Source organism: Butyrivibrio sp. FCS014, from assembly GCF_000526935.1.
Taxonomy (GTDB): Bacteria; Bacillota; Clostridia; order Lachnospirales; family Lachnospiraceae; genus Butyrivibrio.
Genome location: NZ_JAHA01000006.1, coordinates 276,707 through 292,901 on the forward strand (window position 1 = coordinate 276,707; position 16,195 = coordinate 292,901).

8 protein-coding genes are annotated in these 16,195 nt (G+C 50.1%); all 8 read left to right on the top strand.

From position 1 onward, the window contains the following. Window positions 1-50 precede the first annotated feature (50 nt). The 8 genes from T456_RS0104995 (at window position 51) to T456_RS0105030 (ending at window position 16,193) form a co-directional block, all read left to right on the top strand. Window positions 51-2,141 (top strand): glutamine synthetase III family protein, encoded by a 2,091-nt coding sequence (locus T456_RS0104995; protein ID WP_024865197.1) that lies wholly within the window; start codon window positions 51-53, stop codon window positions 2,139-2,141. Between the two features lie 40 nt (window positions 2,142-2,181). Beyond that, the gene (gene gltB, locus T456_RS0105000; protein ID WP_024865198.1) at window positions 2,182-6,693 is read left to right on the top strand and encodes a glutamate synthase large subunit; all 4,512 of its coding nucleotides are present in this window, start codon (window positions 2,182-2,184) and stop codon (window positions 6,691-6,693) included. Between the two features lie 22 nt (window positions 6,694-6,715). Further along, window positions 6,716-8,200, top strand: a complete 1,485-nt coding sequence (locus T456_RS0105005) for a glutamate synthase subunit beta (protein WP_024865199.1) — start codon at window positions 6,716-6,718, stop codon at window positions 8,198-8,200. Between the two features lie 127 nt (window positions 8,201-8,327). After that, the gene (locus T456_RS0105010; protein WP_024865200.1) at window positions 8,328-10,106 is read left to right on the top strand and encodes an ammonium transporter; all 1,779 of its coding nucleotides are present in this window, start codon (window positions 8,328-8,330) and stop codon (window positions 10,104-10,106) included. 136 nt (window positions 10,107-10,242) lie between these two features. Beyond that, a complete protein-coding gene (gene glnA / locus T456_RS0105015) occupies window positions 10,243-11,580 on the top strand; it encodes a type I glutamate--ammonia ligase (protein WP_024865201.1) in 1,338 nt (445 codons plus the stop codon). A gap of 38 nt (window positions 11,581-11,618) precedes the next feature. Continuing rightward, on the top strand, window positions 11,619-12,167 hold the full coding sequence (locus T456_RS0105020) for an ANTAR domain-containing response regulator (protein WP_024865202.1): 549 nt from the start codon (window positions 11,619-11,621) through the stop codon (window positions 12,165-12,167). A gap of 189 nt (window positions 12,168-12,356) precedes the next feature. Then, window positions 12,357-14,765 carry a GH36-type glycosyl hydrolase domain-containing protein gene (locus T456_RS0105025; RefSeq protein ID WP_024865203.1) on the top strand — a complete coding sequence of 803 codons (2,409 nt, stop codon included), beginning with the start codon at window positions 12,357-12,359 and terminating at the stop codon, window positions 14,763-14,765. 12 nt (window positions 14,766-14,777) lie between these two features. Further along, complete coding sequence (locus T456_RS0105030) at window positions 14,778-16,193, top strand: phosphoglucomutase/phosphomannomutase family protein (protein ID WP_024865204.1); 1,416 nt, start codon at window positions 14,778-14,780, stop codon at window positions 16,191-16,193. Window positions 16,194-16,195 lie beyond the last annotated feature (2 nt).

A 16,195-nucleotide genomic window follows, 5' to 3' on the forward strand; every position in this document is an offset into this window, starting at 1 on the left:
AATTCGAATAAATAAGAAAGCACAGAAAAGGTGCAAAGGAGGAGAACAGTATGAAAAACGAGGCAACACATTTACCGGAACTTTTCGGAAGCTACGTATTTAATGAAGAGACCATGAAGGAGCGTCTCTCAAGCGCATCCTTCAAGGCATGGAAGCAGTGCATCACAGACGGATCGCCGCTGGAGCTTGCAACTGCAAATGAGATAGCAGAGGCCATGAAGCAGTGGGCAGTTGAAAAGGGTGCAACTCACTACACACACTGGTTCCAGCCCATGACAGGCGTTACAGCAGAGAAGCACGACAGCTTCATCGATCCCGTTGGCGGCGGTAAGATCGCCATGGATTTCTCGGGAAAAGAGCTGGTGAGGGGCGAGCCTGATGCCTCTTCATTCCCTTCAGGAGGCCTTCGCGCCACCTTCGAGGCAAGAGGCTACACAGCCTGGGATCCCACATCCTTTGCTTTTGTAAAAGACAATTCCCTCTATATTCCTACAATCTTCCTTTCCTATTCGGGAGAGGCTCTTGATAAAAAGACACCGCTGCTTCGCTCCATGGATGCGGTAAGCAAGCAGTCCATAAGAGTTCTCAGGCTCTTCGGAGATACAGAGACAAAGCGTGTTACCGCTCAGTGCGGCCCCGAGCAGGAGTACTTCCTTGTGGACAAGAAGCTCTATAAGGAGCGTGAAGATCTTATCATGACCGGAAGAACGCTGTTCGGCAACAAGCCTCCCAAAGGACAGGAACTTGAGGATCACTACTTTGGCGCTATCAAGCCAAGAGTTGCGGCTTACATGGAAGACCTTGATAACGAGCTCTGGAAGCTTGGTGTTCTTTCAAAGACCAAGCACAACGAGGTTGCACCTTCACAGCATGAGATGGCTCCTGTTTACTCAGATGCCAACACTGCTTCTGATTCCAACCAGATCGCCATGGACACCATGAAGAAGGTTGCCGACAGACACGGCTTTGTATGCCTGCTTCACGAGAAGCCCTTCGCCGGGGTTAACGGTTCAGGTAAGCATGACAACTGGTCCATTGGAACAGACACCGGAAAGAACCTTCTTAAGCCCGGCAGCACACCCAGTCAGAACGCACAGTTCCTGCTTTTCCTGGCAGCCTTTGTAAAGGGCGTTGATGAGTATCAGGACACCCTTCGCTGCACCGTAGCATCAGCCGGAAACGACCACAGACTGGGAGCCCAGGAGGCACCGCCTGCAATCATCTCAATCTTCCTTGGAGATGAGCTTGAGGCAGTTGTGGATTCCATCATCAAGGGCAAGCCCTACAAGGATGGCGGCAAGAAAAAGATCGAGATCGGAATCGACGTACTTCCTTCGATCCCTCAGGACAATACAGACAGAAACAGAACTTCACCCATGGCTTTCACCGGAAACAAATTCGAGTTCCGTATGCTGGGAAGCGCCCAGTCAATCTCCGGTCCCAACATCGCTCTTAACACCATCATGGCTCAGGAACTTAAGGAATTCGCCGACAAGCTTGAGAAGTCCAAGAACTTCAACGCAGACCTTCAGAAGCTCATCAAGAAGACCTTCACTGAACACCAGAGAATCATCTTCAACGGCAACGGTTATGATGAGTCCTGGGTAAAAGAGGCAACGAAGAGAGGCCTTTCAAACCTCATCTCCACAGCAGATGCACTTCCTCACTACGCTGACAAGAAGGCAGTAGACCTTTATGTAAGCAACGGCGTATACACTGAGGGCGAGCTTGAGGCAAGAGCTCTTATCCACGCTGATACCTACAATGCCAAGATCGCCATCGAGGCAAACACAATGCTGGATATGATAAGACGTCAGATCCTTCCTGCTGTTTCCTCCTATGCCGCAGACCTGTGCGACAGAATGGCTACCCTTAAGGCAGCAGGGTGCGTGACAGCTTATGAAACCGATACATCCAAGGAAGTTGCTGTTCTGACGGATTCCCTGATGAAGCAGTGCCAGAAGCTTGCAAAGGATATGGACAAGGTTCCGGCAGACCCCTGGAAAGCTCTTGCTTACTATCACAAGACCATCCTTTCGGACATGAACGATGCAAGAAAGTCCGCAGATGCTTTGGAGCTTCTTGTGGATGAGCAGTACTGGCCCTTCCCCGTATATTCAGATCTTCTTTTCTCAGAGTAATACAGGCAGTATAAAACTATTGATTTAGGAGAGTTTTACGATGACACAGATGCTGTACAACGATAACATAGAGCGTGATGCCTGCGGAATAGGCGCGGTTGTCAATATCGACGGCCACGCCGACGGAAAGGCTCTTGACGACGCCCTCAGTATTGTTGAAAAGCTTGAACACCGCGCAGGTAAGGATGCCAGCGGCAAGGTTGGTGACGGTGTTGGTATCCTTCTGCAGATCTCCCACAGCTTCTTTTCGGGGGCTGCAAAGAAGTGCGGTATAGAGCTTGGGGATGAGAGAGATTACGGCGTAGGAATGTTCTTTTTTCCGCAAAATGACCTTAAAAGAACCTTCGCAAAGAGGATGTTTGAAGTCATCTGTGAAAAGAGCGGCATGAAGTTCCTTGGCTGGAGAGATGTTCCGGTTCATCCGGAGATCCTCGGTGACATGGCAAGGGACTGTATGCCCTGTATCTGCCAGTGCTTCATCGAAAGACCTGAAGGGTGTAAGAAGGGTATCGACTTTGACAGAATGCTCTATGTCTGCAGAAGAGAGTTCGAGCAGAGCTCCGAAGATACCTACATCACATCTTTGTCATCCAGAACCATTGTCTATAAGGGAATGTTCCTTGTTAAGCAGCTCAGGGCTTTCTATAGTGACCTTCAGAGCAAGGATTACAAGACAGCCATTGCGATGGTACATTCCAGATTTTCAACAAATACCACACCCAGCTGGGAGAGAGCCCATCCCTACAGGATGATCGCCCACAACGGTGAGATCAATACCATAAGAGGTAACATCGACAGGATGCTGGCCAGGGAGGAGACCATTATTTCCCCTATCATGAAGGACGGGGACCTGGATAAGATCTTCCCTGTAGTCCACAAGAGCGGCTCTGATTCAGCCATGCTGGACAACACCCTGGAGTTCATGTATATGAACGGCATCGACCTTCCCCTCGCGGTCATGATGACCATTCCCGAGCCCTGGAAGCACAACCACTTCATGGAGGAGACCAAAAAAGACTTCTACCATTACTACGCTACCATGATGGAGCCCTGGGACGGCCCTGCGGCAATTCTTTTCACCGACGGTGACGTACTTGGCGCAACCCTGGACAGAAACGGACTGCGTCCTTCAAGATACTACATCACCGACGACAACAGACTGATCCTTTCCTCGGAAGTTGGAGTTCTTGATATTGCCCCTGAGCACATCGTGAAGAAGTCAAGGCTTCAGCCCGGCAAGATCCTTCTGGTGGATACCAAGGAAAAGCGCATCATCTCCGATGAGGAGTGCAAGAACTACTATGCTTCAAGGCAGCCCTACGGCGAGTGGATCGACAGGAATCTCCTCCATCTTGGAGAGCTTTCCGTTCCCAACAAGAAGATCCCCACCCACAGCCAGGAGATGAGAGACAAGCTCTACAAGGCCTTCGGCTACACCTATGAGGATGTGAAAAACGGAATTCTTCCCATGGCTGAAAACGGCATTGAGGCTACAGCCTCCATGGGACATGATGTTCCTCTGGCAGTACTTTCCGAGAAGCATCAGCCTCTTTTCTCTTATTTCAAGCAGCTGTTCGCCCAGGTAACAAACCCGCCCATCGACTCCTTAAGGGAGGAGATAGTGACGGATACCACCGTATACATCGGCTCCGACGGTAACCTCCTTCAGGAAAAGAGCGAGAACTGCCGGGTACTTGAGGTGAATAACCCGATCCTTACAGGAGTTGACCTTCTTAAGATCAAGACACTGGACCAGCCCGGATTTAAGGCTGAGACCATTTCACTTCTTTATTACAACAACACTTCCCTTAAAAAGGCGCTGGAGCAGCTGTCCATCAGCGTTGACAGAGCCTACAGCAAGGGCAGTAACATCATCATCCTCTCCGACAGAGGAATAGACGAAAACCATGTGGCAATCCCTTCACTTTTGGCGGTTTCCTCAGTGGAGCAGCACCTGGTCAGGACCAAGAAAAGAACTGCCATCTCTCTTATCTTGGAGAGCGGCGAGCCCAGAGACGTACATCAGATGGCAACTCTTCTTGGATTCGGCGCAAGAGCCATCAACCCCTACCTGGCCCACGAGTGCATAGCTGAGCTTATCGACATCGGTATTCTGGACAAGGATTACCACACGGCGATCAAGGATTACAATTTTGCGATCCTTCACGGCATCGTAAAGACCGCAGCAAAAATGGGTATCTCCACGCTGCAGTCCTATCAGTCCGCAAGGATCTTCGAGGCCATCGGCCTTTCGAAAGAAGTTATTGACGCATACTTTACCGGCACAGTCAGCAGGGTTGGCGGGATCGGCCTTGCGGAGATCGAGGAGGGCATTAAGTTCAGACATGACCACGCCTTCGATCCCATGGGACTTGTGACGGATACATCCCTTGACAGCACAGGCTTCCACAAGCTAAGAAGCGGCAATGACAAGGAGGATCATCTCTACAATCCCCAGACCATCATCGCCCTGCAGCAGGCAACCCAGTCGGGAAGCTATGAGAGGTTCAAGGAATATACCGACATCGTTGACAATGAGAAGCCTCACACCTTAAGAGGCCTTCTGGAATTTGTTCCGGTAAAAGAGCCGGTGGCTTTAGACGAGGTTGAACCGGCAAGCGAGATCGTAAAGAGATTTAACACCGGAGCCATGAGCTACGGCTCAATATCCCAGGAAGCTCACGAGACCATGGCCATCGCCATGAACACCCTCGGCGGAAAGTCCAATACCGGTGAGGGAGGCGAAGAGCCTTCGAGATTCGGAACCATAAAGAACAGTGCCATCAAGCAGGTGGCTTCCGGAAGATTCGGAGTTTCGGAGAGATACCTTTTAAGCGCACAGGAGATCCAGATCAAGATGGCTCAGGGCGCAAAGCCCGGTGAAGGCGGACACCTTCCCGGCAAGAAGGTTTACCCCTGGGTTGCAAAGACAAGATTTTCAACTCCCGGCGTATCACTGATCTCCCCGCCTCCTCACCACGATATCTATTCCATCGAGGACCTGGCACAGCTCATATACGACCTTAAAAACGCCAACAGAAGAGCAAGGATATCCGTAAAGCTGGTATCTGAGGCAGGAGTCGGCACCATCGCATCCGGTGTTGCCAAGGCGGGAGCCCAGGTCATCCTGGTTTCGGGATACGACGGAGGAACAGGAGCGGCACCCCAGAGTTCGATCCACAACGCCGGACTTCCCTGGGAGCTTGGTGTGGCTGAGGCCCACAGATCTCTTATCGAGAGCGGACTTCGTGACCATGTCATCCTTGAGACCGACGGAAAGCTTATGAGCGGCAGAGATGTGGCCATCGCGTGCCTCCTTGGTGCAGAGGAATTCGGATTTGCAACAGCTCCCCTTGTTACCATGGGCTGCATGATGATGAGGGTTTGCAACCAGGATACCTGTCCTGTGGGAATCGCAACCCAGAACGAGTGCTTAAGAAAGCGCTTCAAGGGTAAGCCCGAATATGTAATGAACTTCATGGTGTTTATAGCCGAAGAGCTTCGTGAGATAATGGCAAACCTTGGATTTAAGACCGTTGATGAGATGGTAGGAAGAACTGACTGCCTTAAGGTCAAGGACAAGCAGATCACAAAGCGGGCTGAGATGGTGAACCTTACTCAGATCCTTAACAGGGATTATGCAAATATTGAATCAAGGCATTTTGATCCTGCCAAGATCTATGATTTCAAGCTTAAGACCACGGTTGATGAGGCAGCTCTTTTACCTGCCTTTGACAGCTATATAAGGTCAGGTAAAAAGCACGAGGCTGAGCTTGAGGTGAGCAGTACCGACAGAGCTGTCGGTACAATCCTTGGCTCCGTTATTACCGAAAACCTTGGCAGCGAACTGGAAGATGACACATTTGTCGTGAATTGCAAGGGTGGCGTAGGTCAGTCCTTCGGAGCATTCATTCCAAAGGGTATGACCTTAAGGCTTGAAGGTGACGCCAATGACGGTCTCGGAAAGGGACTTTCCGGCGGCAAGATCGTGGTGGTACCTCCAAAGAAAGCTAAGTTCAAGGCATCGGAGAACATCATCATCGGTAACGTTGCTCTTTACGGAGCCACCTCAGGAAAAGCCTATATCTGCGGAGTTGCAGGTGAGAGGTTCTGCGTAAGAAACTCAGGTGCCATCGCTGTTGTTGAGGGCTGCGGAGACCACGGTCTTGAGTATATGACAGGCGGAAGAGCGGTTGTCCTCGGAGATACAGGCAAGAACTTTGCGGCAGGTATGAGCGGCGGAATCGCCTATGTTCTGGATCTTCACCACGACCTGTACAGAAGGATGAACAAGGAGATGGTTTCCCTGGAGGAGCTCTCCGAGAAGTATGACATAGCAGAACTTAAGGACATCCTTGAGGATTATGAAAAAGAGACAGGTTCAGAGCTTGCAAAAGAGGTTCTGGACAACTTTGAAGAATATCTTCCTCACTTTAAGAGGATCGTTCCTCACGACTATCAGAAGGTGATAAGTGCCATCGGAAGATACGAAGAACAGGGAATATCCCATGAGAATGCAGTACTTGAGGCATTCAACGAGATTACAAAATAACCGGTGAAAGGGAGCATTTAAGATGGGTAAGCCAACTGGATTTTTGGAATATGCAAGACGCGAAGACGCCGTAATCCCCGTAAAGGAACGCATATCAAGCTTTAAAGAATTTCATACCAGCCTTGATCCGGAAAAGAGAAAGGAGCAGGGAGCAAGATGCATGAACTGCGGAGTGCCCATGTGTCAGTCGGCCATAAAGCTTAAGGGCATGGTGACAGGGTGTCCGCTTCACAATCTGATCCCCGAGTGGAACGACGAGATCTACCACGATCATATCGCTCACGCCCTTTCAAGACTTTTAAAGACAAGTAACTTCCCGGAGTTCACCGGAAGAGTCTGCCCGGCCCTTTGCGAAAAGGCCTGCATCTGCGGCATGAACGATGACCCGGTGACCATCCACAACAACGAGCTGTATCTTATAGAATCAGCCTTTAAGCAGGGACTTATGAAACCCCGTATTCCTAAGATCAGGAGCGGAAAAAAGGTAGCGGTAATAGGAAGCGGTCCCTCAGGCCTTGCGGTAGCGGATCAGCTCAACCACAGAGGGCACAGCGTTACCGTCTTCGAGAGGGAGGACCGGATCGGCGGGCTTTTAATGTATGGCATCCCCAACATGAAGCTTCAGAAAGAGGTCATTGACCGCAGAAGAAAGCTCATGGAAGAAGAGGGAGTTGTTTTTGAGACAGGAGTTAACGTCGGAGATCCCGGAGCAAAGGGCAAAACAGTAGATGTCAAGGAACTCTTAAAAGACTATGATGCCATCGCTCTTTGCTGCGGCGCCAAGAAGGCAAGACCTCTTGGGGTAAAGGACTTCGATAAGGTAAAGGGCGTGTTCTACGCAGTGGATTTCCTTAAGTCCACCACCAAGAGCCTTTTGGACAGCGGCCTTAAGGAAGGCACCTATATCAGTGCAAAGGGAAAGAAAGTCGTTATAGTAGGCGGCGGAGATACCGGCAATGACTGCGTCGGAACCTGCATAAGGCACGGCTGCAAGTCAGTTACCCAGCTGGAGATGATGCCTGCACCTCCCGCAGTAAGAAGACCTGATAATCCATGGCCCGAATGGCCCAAGGTCCTTAAGACAGATTACGGCCAGGAGGAGGCCATTACCTTTTTCGGAGATGACCCCCGTATATATGAGACCACGGTAAAAGAGCTGGTGACCAAAAACGACAAGCTCACCGCAATAAAGACCGTGAAGGTGCAGTTTAAAAACGGAAAGCTCACGGAAGTTGAGGGAAGCGAAAAAGAGATCAAATGCGACCTTCTTCTTATAGCAGCAGGCTTTACGGGCTGCGAGGAATACACAGCCAAAGCCTTTGGAACAGAGCTGACTGAGCGGGGCGTAGTAAAGACTGAGGCCGGTAGTTACAGAACCGGAGTGCCAAAGGTATTTTCCGCAGGGGATATGCACCGCGGCCAGTCGCTGGTGGTATGGGCCATCGCCGAGGGCAGGGAATGCGCCCGTGAAATAGATGAGTACCTGATGGGGTACAGCAATATGTGATGATATCGAGTCTGGCTCTGTATCAGAATAGAATTTTATTTTGGCAGCAAGGGCGCTGCAGCAAGGTTTTTTAAGACCGGCTGTAGCGCCTTTTTTGCATAAAAAAGTTCCAAGGAGGAGAAAAATTATGACAGAAGAAGCTATCAGAAGTTTAGTATCTGAATCTTCAACCACAACTATCTTTGCAATCTGGTTCCTTATCGGAGCCGCGCTGGTGTTCTGGATGCAGGCCGGCTTTGCCATGGTGGAGGCGGGCTTTACAAGGGCCAAGAACACAGGAAACATCCTTATGAAAAACCTTATGGATTTTTGTATAGGAACCGTAATGTTCATTCTAATAGGCTTTTCCCTTTTGCTTGGGGAAGACGTTGCAGGATTTATCGGAAAGCCGGGATTTGATATCTTCACATCCTACGCGAATTTCGATTTTTCAAACTTTGTGTTTAACCTGGTATTCTGTGCAACCACAGCAACCATCGTATCAGGTGCCATGGCTGAGAGAACAAAGTTCCTTTCCTACTGTATCTATTCAGGTGTGATCTCAGGTCTTATCTATCCCATAGAGGCACACTGGATCTGGGGCGGCGGCTGGCTCTCACAGATGGGCTTCCACGATTTTGCAGGCTCCTGCGCAATCCACATGGTAGGCGGTATCTCAGCCCTTATCGGTGCAGCACTTCTTGGCCCCCGTATCGGTAAGTTCACAAAAGACAAAGACGGAAAGATCACTGAAGTTAACGCATTCCCCGGCAGTAACCTTGCCATCGGTGCTCTTGGATGCTTCATTCTCTGGTTTGGATGGTATGGATTCAACGGCGCAGCCGCAACCACCGGTCCTCAGCTGGCATCCATCTTCCTTACAACAACAGTTGCTCCCGCAGTAGCTACCTGTGTCACCATGGTATTTACCTGGATAAAATATGGTAAGCCCGATGTTTCAATGTCCCTTAACGCTTCCCTTGCAGGTCTTGTTGCCATCACAGCTCCCTGTGATGTTACGGACTGTTTCGGTGCCATTGTTATCGGCTTTGTGGCAGGACTTTTAGTATGCTTCGGTGTATGGCTTCTTGATTATAAGCTCAGAGTTGATGATCCTGTAGGTGCCGTTGCGGTTCACATGATGAACGGTATCTGGGGAACAATAGCTGTAGGTCTTTTTGCGACACCCTCTGCTCCCGGTAATGAGGAAACAGGTGTTGTAGGTCTTTTCTACGGTGGAGGCTTCCACACCCTTGGAATACAGCTTCTTGGATTTGTAACTGTAGCAGCATGGACAGCAATTACCATCACAATCGCATTCATGATCATAAAAGCAACCATCGGCCTTAGAGTTACAGAGGAAGAGGAGATCACAGGTCTTGATTCCACAGAACACGGCCTTACCTCCGCTTATGCAGGCTTCAGTATCATGGATATTTCAAACACTCTTACTGTTGATGTCAACGAAAACACAGATCTTGGAGAGAGCGAGTTTGAGGCAGCAAGCGAAGCCAAGAAGAATGCCGCTGTTCCTGTGGCAATGGAAGCTCCTCTTGCAGCAGAGTTTGACTCAGGCATGCACAAGGTTGCCATTGTCTGCAAGCTGGCTAAGTTTGATACCTTGAAGAAAGCCCTCAATGAACTTGGTGTAACGGGTATGACAATGAGCCAGGTAATGGGCTGCGGTGTACAGAAAGGTTCTACCGAGAAATACCGCGGTGCTACCGTGGATTCAACTCTGCTTCCCAAGGTTAAGGTTGAGGTTATCGTATCCAAGATTCCTGTACAGAAGGTTATTGATGCAGCCAAGAAGGCTCTTTATACCGGACATATCGGAGACGGAAAGATCTTTGTATATAATGTAAGCCGCGTGGTTAAAGTAAGAACCGGCGAAGAAGATGTTGCAGCCCTTCAGGATGTAGAGTAAAATATCCTTTAGGGCAAGGGCGCCAGAACTCGAACAAATTTCTGTTCGCTGTTTCTGGCGCCCTTTTACTTGGCAGAAACAAAAAGCATGTTTCTGCCGGGTAAAAGGACATTTAACGACGGTTTAAGGAGGAATCATGGGCAAGTACACAAAAGAAGACATTTTCCGTATTGTTGAAGAGGAGGACGTAGCTTTCATAAGACTTCAGTTCTGCGATATTTTCGGCGTTCCCAAGAATATCGCCATTGCTGCAAGCCAGCTTGAGAGCGCACTTAACAATGAGTGCATATTTGACGGCATATCTGTGGAGGGGTATGTAAGGAGCGGCGAGAGCGACATGTATCTTTACCCGGATCTTGACAGCTTCGATATCTATCCCTGGCGTCCCCAGTCGGGAAAGGTTGCCAGAATGTACTGCAATGTCTACACCATGGACAGAAAGCCCTTTTTGGGAGACCCCAGAAACGTGCTTCGCAGAGTGGTTGAGAAGGCTGACCGGATGGGCATTCGCTTCAAAGTTAACCCTGAGGCAGAGTTCTTCCTGTTTGATTATGATGATGAGGGACAGCCCACAACCCATACAAAGGAGAGGGGCGGATACTTTGACGTTGCTCCCGCAGATCAGGGAGAGAATGTCCGCCGTGACATAATCCTTAACCTGGAGGAGATGGGCTTTGACATCTCATCCTCCCATCACGAGGCGGCTCCCGCGCAGCATGAGATCGACTTTAAAGCAGAGGATGCACAGCGCACTGCAGATATGATCATGACCTTTAAGATGGCCGTTAAGACCATTGCCAAAAAGCACGGCCTCTATGCCACATTCCTTCCCAAGCCCACGGAAGGCATCAGCGGCTCAGGCATGCATATAAATATCATCGCAACCGATAAGGAAGGCCGCAATCTCTTTTCCGCAGGGGAAAAGGGAGCTCTTTCAGAGGAAGCAAGAAGCTTTATTGCGGGAGTTCTTGCCCATGTAAGGGGAATGACCCTTGTTACCAATCCTCTTGTTAACTCCTACAAGAGGCTGGTTCCCGGGTACGATGCTCCTGTGAACATCTCCTGGTCATCGGCATCCTCCAACAGAAGCGCCCTTATCCGCATCCCTTCCAACAGGGGCGAGGGCACAAGGATAGAGGTAAGAAATCCCGATGCCACATGCAATCCATATCTTGCCATAGCACTTCTTCTGGCAGCAGGTCTTGAGGGCATTGAAAAGAAGCTGACACCTCCCGGTGAGCTTGATGAGAACTTGAATCATGCCACCTACGAACAGCTGCGGGAGAGAGGTCTTGAGACGCTGCCAATGACCCTTGGAGAGGCTATTCGTGCCTATGAGGGTGACGCTTTTGTTAAGGAGGTTCTCGGAGAGTCAATCTATGAGAAGTTCCTTGAGGCCAAGAGAGCCGAGTGGAAGGATTTCCGCACCTGCGTTACCCAGTGGGAGATCAAGAGGTATCTTAATCTGTTTTGATATGATACGGCAAATCATTGGCGCGGGGCGGATCGTAAGTGAACATTATTGTAGCTTTTGCTAAGGCACAGGACACACAGAATTTCAAAAGCATATTGAGCCGCGGCGGTTTTGACCAGGTTAGCACCTGCACCTCCGGGGCACAGGCCCTTTCTTTAATGGACGATCTTGGAAGCGGAGTCATCATCTGTGGCTACCGCTTAAGTGACATGCTGTATTCACAGCTTCTTGAGGACCTGCCTGCTTACTTTAAGATGGTCCTGGTGGCTTCAGCAGCAAAGGCTCCTGAGGAGCCTAAGGCAGACAACTTCATTTACCTGGAATCCCCTGCTCAGAGGGCGGATCTCTTTTCCACCATCACACTGATGATGGAGGGCGTCAGCAGAGACCGCAGGAAAGCCAAGGAAAGGCGCATGAAGCGCTCCGACGAGGACAGGAAAGTGATAGATGCGGCCAAGTCAATTCTCATGGAGAGGCATCATATGACAGAGCCCGAGGCCCATAAATACCTTCAGAAATGCGCCATGGATTCAGGCACCGATCTTCTGGAAACCGCGGAGATGATCATATCCCTGACAAATATTTAAGATTACAGGGCCGGTTTATTCGCCCATAAAATAAATTCATATAGCTTATATGTCCGATTTTGGCAACGAAAATCAAACTATGCCAAAATCGGACATTCTTTTTTTGTGTGGATTTTCTAAACTATAGTCAGAATAGAAAAGAATGAATCTTCAATATAGTATCTGGATTCCGAGGAGGAGCAGGAGCGTATGCAGTACGGACATTTTGACGCAGCAAACAATGAATATGTTATAGACAGAGTGGACCTTCCCACATCCTGGACCAATTATCTTGGTGTTGAGGACATGTGCGCCGTGGTGAATCACACCGCAGGCGGGTATCTGTTTTATAAGACACCGGAGTACCACAGGATCACCAGGTTCAGGGCCAATTCGGTTCCCATGGACAGGCCCGGTGACTACATCTATTTAAGGGACAAAAAAGATGGCGACTACTGGAGCATCTCCTGGCAGCCCGTGGGAAAGCCTCTTGATCAGGCTAAGTACATCTGCCACCACGGAATGAGCGTTACCACCTACGAGTGCGACTATAAGGGAATACATGCGACTCAGAAGATGAGCATTCCCATCGGCGACAATGCCCTTATCTGGGACGTTACTGTAAGGAATGACTCGGATGAATTGAGGAGCCTTGATGTCTTTTCCTATGCGGAGTTTTCCTATCATCATATACAGATAGACAATCAGAATTATCAGATGAGCCTTTACTGCGCAGGCTCCGAATACAAAAACGGTACCATACTCTATGACCTTTTCTATGAGGAAGAGGGGTATCAGTACTTCACAGCAAACTTTGAGCCCGACGGCTTTGACTGCCTCCGAGACGTGTTCCTTGGAACCTACAACACCGAGACCAATCCGGTGGCCGTAATAAACGGCAAGTGCTCCGGCTCTTTTGAAAAGGGAGGAAACCACTGCGCAGCACTGCAAAAGGGCATTGAGCTTAAACCCGGAGAGGAGAAGAGACTAATCTTCTTCCTTGGAGAAGGAAAATACGATGAAGCGGATAAGATAAAAGCCAAATACGCCGATCCTTCCGCCCTTGACAGTGCCTACCAGGAGCTTAGGAAATTCTGGGAAAAGAAACAGCAAAGCTTCAAGGTAACAAGCCCTGATGCCGGTATCGACACCATGATCAATACCTGGACCCTTTACCAGTCCGAGATAAACGTAATGTTCTCAAGATTTGCCTCCTTCATTGAGGTTGGCGGCAGAACAGGCCTTGGCTACAGGGATACGGCTCAGGATTCCATGACTGTTATTCCTTCAAACCCGGAGGGCTGCAGAAAGCGCATTGTGGAGCTTCTTAGAGCTCTTACCACCAGCGGCTACGGAATTCACCTCTTTGAGCCCCGCTGGTTTGCTCCAAAGGATGAGAACGAGAACAAGAAAAAGCCCTTCAAGTCCCCCACGGTCATTCCTGAGGTTGAGGGCAAGAGCAGGGTTCACGGCCTTGACGATGCCTGCTCCGATGATGCTCTTTGGCTTGTTCCTTCCATCACCGAGTACGTGAAGGAGACCGGCGACTTCGGATTCCTTGATGAGAAGTTCGGCTATGCCGACGGCGGCGAAGGAACCGTCTATGAGCACATGAAGAAGATCGTGGAGTTCTCACTTCGCGAGGTTGGAAGCCACGGCGTCTGCAAGGGCCTTAGAGCCGATTGGAACGACTGCCTTAACCTTGGCGGCGGAGAGAGCGCACTTGTTACCTTCCTTCTCTACAGGGCTCTTGATTGCATGAAGGAAGTTGCCCTGTATTCGGGAAAAGAGTCTGATGCTGCTTATTATCAGCAGGGCATGAATGAACTTAAGGATATAACCGACAATGTTCTGTGGGACGGCGAGTGGTTCCTTAGGGGCTTTACGGGAAACGGCAGGAAGATCGGAACCCACGAGAACACAGAGGGCAAGGTTCATCTTGAATCCAACGCCTGGGCTGTTTTGTCAGGGGCTGCGGACGAAGAGAAGAGCAGGAAGGCTCTTGATTCCATCAGGGAGAATCTCTTTACCCCATACGGTATCATGCTGAATGCTCCGGTATACACTGTGCCGGATGATGATATAGGCTTTGTTGCCAGGGTTTATCCGGGACTTAAGGAAAACGGAAGTATCTTTTCCCATCCCAATCCCTGGGTATGGTCCGCAGAGTGCCGCATGGGCAACGGAGACAGGGCCATGGAGTACTACCACAGTCTGTGTCCCTTCTATCAGAATGACAAGATAGAGACAAGATGGGCAGAGCCCTATTCCTACTGCCAGTTTATCTCCGGCAAGGACCACACCACCTACGGAAGGGCTCACCATCCCTTCATGACAGGAAGCGGCGGCTGGGCATACTTTGCGGTGACTCACTATATTCTGGGAGTAAGACCGGGATTTGACGAGCTCACCGTAGACCCCTGCATTCCCGGCAGCTGGGACGGATTTACCGTAAGCAGGAGATTCAGAGGAGAAGAGTACGAGATAAGAGTATCAAACCCCGACCACGTTCAGAAAGGCGTTAAGAAGATAGTTCTGGACGGAGCGGAGGTAGACAGGATCTCTTTTGACCGGCAAGAAACAGGAAGTAAGCACATTGTTGAAGTTACCATGGGATAAGGGGGAGAAGAGATGATCAAATTCGGAACCGGCGGATGGCGCGCCATAATCGGTGATGAGTTCACCAAGGAAAATGTACAGATCCTGGCCCAGGCCATGTCTGCCAAGATGAAGTCGGAGGGCGTTGCGGACAAGGGAATCGTCCTTGGCTACGACAGACGTTTTTTGTCAAAAGAGGCAATGAAGTGGGCTGGTGAAGTGTTTGCGGCAAACGGAATCGTGGCAAGCCTTATCAACAAGTCAAGCCCCACACCTCTTGTTATGTTCTATGTTATGAAGCATGAGCTTCCCTACGGCATGATGGTGACCGCAAGCCATAACCCTGCCATCTACAACGGCATCAAGCTCTTTACCGCAGGCGGAAGGGACGCCGACGAGCGCCAGACAGCCGAGGTTGAGGAGTATATACTGGATGTGGCTCTTCCCGTTCCCGCCATGGACTACGACGAAGCTCTTTCAAAGGGCATGATTAAAGAGTTCTACCCCATGAACGAATACATCGACAATATCCTTGCAAGGGTTGATGTGGAGAAGATAAAGGCAGCAGGCCTTCGTGTGGCCTTAGACCCCATGTACGGCGTAAGTGAGACTGCCATCAAGACCATTCTTCTTACCTCAAGATGCGAGATGGACACCATACACTCAAGGCACGACACCCTTTTTGGCGGCAAGCTTCCCGCTCCCAACGAGGCAGCCATGGAGCCCCTGCGGACCTGCGTCCTTGACGGAAGATGCGACATCGGTATTGCCACCGACGGAGATGCGGACAGGATCGGTGTTATTGACGACAAGGGAAGATATCTTTCTCCCAATGATATTCTGGTACTTCTTTACTACTACCTGACCAAGTTCAGGCATGAGAGGGGCCCGGTTGTAAGGAACCTTTGCACCACCCATATGCTTGACAGGATAGCCGAGAGATTCGGCGAGCAGTGCTACGAGGTTCCCGTTGGCTTCAAGCACATCTCCGCCAAGATAACCGAGACCGACGCCCTTATAGGCGGCGAGTCCTCAGGCGGTCTTACGGTGCGCGGCCATATCAACGGCAAGGACGGCGTGTACGCAGCAGCTCTTCTGGTTGAGATGCTGGCTGTAACGGGACGCAGAATTTCCGAGATCTACGATGATATCGGGCAGGAGTTCGGTAGGCTCTTCATGGTGGAGAAGAACTACTCCTTCAAGGCTTCAAGGAAAGAGGAGCTTTTAAAGGTTCTTATTGAGAACAAGGAGATTCCCGATCTTCCCTTTGATATTCAAAAGACTTCCTATATGGATGGCTGTAAGGTATACTTTAAAAATGGGGGATGGGTGAGTGCAAGATTTTCAGGCACGGAGCCGCTTCTTAGAATTTTCTGTGAAATGCCGGACAAGGATTCGGCAGAAAAAGTATGCGCTATCTACAGAGATTTTCTGGGACTGGAAGGATAACA

What these genes read in the sequence shown, in the direction of transcription:
- T456_RS0104995 (WP_024865197.1), top strand. Translation starts at nt 51, where the DNA reads ATGAAAAACGAGGCAACACATTTACCGGAACTTTTCGGAAGCTACGTA.
- gltB (WP_024865198.1), top strand. Translation starts at nt 2,182, where the DNA reads ATGACACAGATGCTGTACAACGATAACATAGAGCGTGATGCCTGCGGA.
- T456_RS0105005 (WP_024865199.1), top strand. Translation starts at nt 6,716, where the DNA reads ATGGGTAAGCCAACTGGATTTTTGGAATATGCAAGACGCGAAGACGCC.
- T456_RS0105010 (WP_024865200.1), top strand. Translation starts at nt 8,328, where the DNA reads ATGACAGAAGAAGCTATCAGAAGTTTAGTATCTGAATCTTCAACCACA.
- glnA (WP_024865201.1), top strand. Translation starts at nt 10,243, where the DNA reads ATGGGCAAGTACACAAAAGAAGACATTTTCCGTATTGTTGAAGAGGAG.
- T456_RS0105025 (WP_024865203.1), top strand. Translation starts at nt 12,357, where the DNA reads ATGCAGTACGGACATTTTGACGCAGCAAACAATGAATATGTTATAGAC.
- T456_RS0105030 (WP_024865204.1), top strand. Translation starts at nt 14,778, where the DNA reads ATGATCAAATTCGGAACCGGCGGATGGCGCGCCATAATCGGTGATGAG.